This window comes from Mesorhizobium sp. M8A.F.Ca.ET.207.01.1.1, from assembly GCF_004794715.1.
Lineage (GTDB): Bacteria > Pseudomonadota > Alphaproteobacteria > Rhizobiales > Rhizobiaceae > Mesorhizobium.
Genome location: NZ_SRUS01000033.1, coordinates 1 through 1622, shown reverse-complemented (window position 1 = coordinate 1622; position 1622 = coordinate 1). Strand labels below are relative to the sequence as shown.

Annotated in this window: 1 protein-coding gene; it reads left to right on the top strand. The window is 61.7% G+C overall.

Annotated elements, in window-relative coordinates; genetic code table 11:
• Positions 1-1622: adenylyl-sulfate kinase (gene cysC, locus EN850_RS33305; RefSeq protein WP_136092916.1), on the top strand; the 1622-nt coding region annotated here is incomplete at both ends.

The window sequence follows — 1622 nt, the reverse complement described above, 5'->3', positions numbered from 1 at the left end:
GGCCTCGAGGCCGAGCGCGAGCAAGGCATCACAATCGACGTCGCCTACCGCTTCTTCGCCACGCCGAAGCGCAAGTTCATCGTCGCCGACACGCCCGGCCACGAACAATATACCCGCAACATGGCGACCGGTGCCTCGACCGCCGATCTGGCGATCGTGCTGATCGATGCCCGGCAGGGTATGCTGCGCCAGACCCGGCGCCATTCGATCATCGCCTCGCTGCTCGGCATTCGCCACATCGTGCTGGCGGTCAACAAGATCGATCTTGTCGATTTCGACCAGGCGGTCTTCGACAGCATCGTCGAGGACTACCGGCAGTTCTCAGGCGATCTCGGTTTCCAGACCATGGTGCCGATCCCGATGTCGGCCCGTTATGGCGACAATGTCAGCCGCCGCTCGGACAGCATGAAGTGGTATTCCGGCCCGACGCTGATCGAGCAACTCGAAACCGTCTCGGTCGACGAAGTCACCGCCGAGCTGCCGTTCCGCTTTCCGGTTCAGTATGTCAATCGCCCCAATCTCGATTTTCGCGGCTTCGCCGGCACCATCGCGTCCGGCACCATTGCGCAAGGCGACGAGGTCGTCGTCGCCAAATCGGGCAAGTCCTCGCATGTCAAACGCATCGTCGCCTATGGCGGCGATCTCAAACAGGCGGTGGCCGGCCAGGCCATAACGCTCGTCCTTGACGACGAGGTCGAGGTTTCCAGGGGCAACATGCTGGTTTCGCCGGCCGCGCGGCCGCAGGTCGCCGACCAGTTCGCCGCCAACATCGTCTGGTTCGACGAGCATGCGCTGCTGCCGGGCCGCTCCTATATCCTGCGCACCGAGACCGATCAGACCAGCGCCACCGTCACCGACTTGAAATACCGCATCAACGTCAACGACTTTGGCCATGAGGCGGCCAAGTCGCTCGAGATGAATGAAGTCGGCATCTGCAACATCTCGACGCGGGCGCCGATTGCCTTCGACCCGTTTGGCGAGAACCGGACCACTGGCGCCTTTATCCTGATCGATCGCATCAGCAACGCCACGGTTGGCGCCGGCATGATCGTGCACTCGCTGCGCCGCGCCGAAAACATCCATTGGCAATCGCTCGATGTCGGCAAGCGCGTGCGCGCCGACATGAAGAACCAGCGGCCGGCCGTGTTCTGGTTCACGGGGCTTTCGGGCTCCGGCAAGTCGACCATCGCCAACCTGTTCGAGAAGAAGCTGTTCGCCACAGGCCGCCATACCTATATTCTCGATGGCGACAATGTCCGTCACGGTCTCAACCGCGACCTCGGATTCACCGATGCCGATCGCGTCGAGAACATTCGCCGCGTCGCCGAAGTGGCCAAGCTGATGGCCGATGCCGGGCTGATCGTCATTGTCTCCTTCATTTCGCCGTTCAGCGCCGAGCGGCGCATGGCCAGGGAATTGATGGCCGATGGCGAGTTCATCGAAGTGTTTGTCGACACGCCTTTCGAGGAATGCGCCAGGCGTGACCCGAAGGGTCTCTACGCCCGCGCGCTGAATGGCGAGATCAAGAATTTCACCGGTGTCGATTCTCCTTACGAAGCACCGGAGAAACCGGAGATCCATCTCAAGACGCTCGGCAAGTCGGCCGAAGAGATGGTAGATAC